The following is a 2,490-nucleotide window of genomic DNA, read 5'->3' as shown; positions in this document are numbered from 1 at the left end:
ACGGCAATTGATGACACAGGAAAAGAGTACGTAGAGGACCTTTATCTTGAAGTTGCTCAACATCTTGGAGATTCAAGGGTAAGAACCGTTGCTTACGGTCCAACGGACGGACTTGTTAGAGGGGTAGAAGCAGAGGACTTAGGTTCTCCTATAAAGGTACCGGTAGGAAAAGCAGCTCTTGGTAGAATATTCAACGTTGTAGGACAACCAATCGACGAAGCTGGACCGGTAAATGCAGAAGAATACTGGCCAATATTCAGAGAAGCTCCATCTTTTGAAGAGCAGTCAACAAAGGTAGAACAGTTTGAAACTGGTATTAAAGTTATCGACTTGCTCGTTCCTTTGATAAAAGGTGGTAAAGTTGGATTGTTCGGTGGTGCGGGAGTTGGTAAAACTGTTTTAATGCAGGAACTTATCCACAACATAGCTAAATTCCACTCTGGATACTCTGTTGTTGTTGGTGTTGGAGAGAGAACAAGGGAAGGAAACGACCTTTGGATGGAAATGAAAGAATCAGGCGTTTTACCTTACACAGCGATGGTTTACGGTCAGATGAACGAGCCACCTGGAGTTAGATTCAGAGTTGCTCAAACAGGTCTTACAATAGCAGAGTACTTTAGGGATGTTGAAAAACAGGACGTTCTTATCTTTATCGATAACATATTTAGATTTGTTCAAGCAGGTGCCGAAGTTTCCACATTACTTGGAAGACTTCCTTCTGCAGTTGGTTATCAGCCAACTCTTGGAACTGACGTTGGTGAAGTTCAGGAAAGAATCGCATCAACTAAAAACGGTTCTATCACTTCTATACAGGCTGTTTACGTACCTGCTGACGATATCACAGACCCAGCACCAGCATCCATATTCGCACACTTAGATGCAACAATAGTTCTACAAAGGAGATTAACAGAGCTTGGAATATATCCGGCTATAGACCCATTAGAGTCAACTTCAAGAGCTTTAGCTCCTGAGTATGTCGGAGAAGAACATTACTATGTTGCGAGGGAAACTCAAAGAATACTTCAAAGGTACAAAGAATTACAAGAAATCATCGCAATACTTGGTATGGAAGAACTTTCAGATGAAGATAAAGCAATCGTTGGAAGAGCAAGAAGACTTCAAAGGTTCCTCGCTCAAAGATTCCACGTTGCAGAGCAGTTTACCGGTCAACCTGGTTCCTACGTTAAAAAAGAAGAAACAATCCAATCGTTTAAAGAAGTTGTGGAAGGAAAATGGGACCATCTTCCAGAACAAGCATTCTACATGGTTGGTGGTATAGAAGAAGCTAAAGAAAAAGCTGAAAAATTAGGTGTAAAAGTCTAACTATACAAAGGGAGGGTAAAAACCTCCCTTTTACATTAAAAAGAGGCGGAAGATGGAAAACGTTCTTCTTGTGATGGTAATTTTTTTCATTGTTGTTATATTCGCTGGAATTTTAGGAATGAAAATTTCTAAGTAATTCAGGAAATCTATCTATTCTACATTTGGCTTTGGATTCGAAAGACAAACCAAAACCTTTTTTGTATTTTAAAAATCTTTTGTATCCTGTGTAAGCAACCATAGCTGCATTATCGGTACATAAATACAAAGGTGGATAGTAAAACTCTACATCTTTTATTTTTGAAACTTCCTCTCTAAGTTTAGAGTTGGCTGAAACACCTCCTGCTATAACAACTTTACTTACATTAAACTCTTTACAAGCATCTATTGTTTTTTTCAAAAGCGTCTCTATAATTGCACTTTGAAAAGATGCAGCTATATCTTCTTTTGAGTATATACCTTTTCTTATTTCCTTTATAACCGCTGTCTTTAAACCACTGAATGAAAAGTTAAAACGATTTTCTCCTTTTTCGTTTATAAGAGGTCTTGGAAATTTTATTACTTCTTTACCTTGTTTTGCCAATTTATCTATTATAGGACCACCGGGAAATCCTAAATCCATGGCTCTTGCAACTTTATCAAAAACTTCCCCAACAGCATCATCTAAGGTTCCACCTAAATATACATATTTTTCAAAATCTTTAACCAACACTAACTCAGTATGTCCTCCTGACACTACCAACGCAATGAAGGGGTATTCTATCTCTTTTACTAAGAAGTTAGCAAAAATGTGAGCTTCTATATGATGTACCGGAATTATAGGTTTGTTTAACGAAAATGAGAGAGATTTAGCAGCAGAAACACCAACCACTAATGAAACGATCAATCCTGGCATAAAGGTACACGCAACTGCATCGATTTTATCTAAGGATATGTTTGCATCTTTTATAGCTTTATCTAAAACAGGTAAAAAGTTTTTTGTGTGCTCTCTAGCTGCTATTTCTGGATAAACACCACCAAACTGGACATGGATTAATTGGGATGATACTATGTTAGAAAGGATACCTCTTTCACTGTCGTAAACAGCTACAGAGGTATCATCACAAGGTAAAGAAGTAATAAAATTTCCAAGACCTCTTATAAACGAAAAAGGAGAAAATCGTTTTAACT

2 protein-coding genes are annotated in these 2,490 nt (G+C 37.6%); one reads left to right on the top strand and one right to left on the bottom strand.

Annotated features, from left to right (window positions below):
- On the top strand, positions 1–1,323 hold a 1,323-nt coding region (gene atpD / locus NE054_RS07835; protein WP_297890386.1), incomplete at its 5' end, for a F0F1 ATP synthase subunit beta.
- 112 nt (positions 1,324–1,435) lie between these two features.
- Here the strand turns inward: atpD and tsaD are convergent.
- Positions 1,436–2,440 carry a tRNA (adenosine(37)-N6)-threonylcarbamoyltransferase complex transferase subunit TsaD gene (gene tsaD, locus NE054_RS07830; protein ID WP_297890388.1) on the bottom strand — a complete coding sequence of 335 codons (1,005 nt, stop codon included), beginning with the start codon at positions 2,438–2,440 and terminating at the stop codon, positions 1,436–1,438.
- Positions 2,441–2,490 lie beyond the last annotated feature (50 nt).

It is taken from the genome of Sulfurihydrogenibium sp. (genome assembly GCF_027448985.1).
Taxonomy (GTDB): Bacteria; Aquificota; Aquificia; order Aquificales; family Hydrogenothermaceae; genus Sulfurihydrogenibium.
Note: the sequence above shows the minus strand (reverse complement) of the source record. Positions and strands in the feature narration are given on the sequence as shown.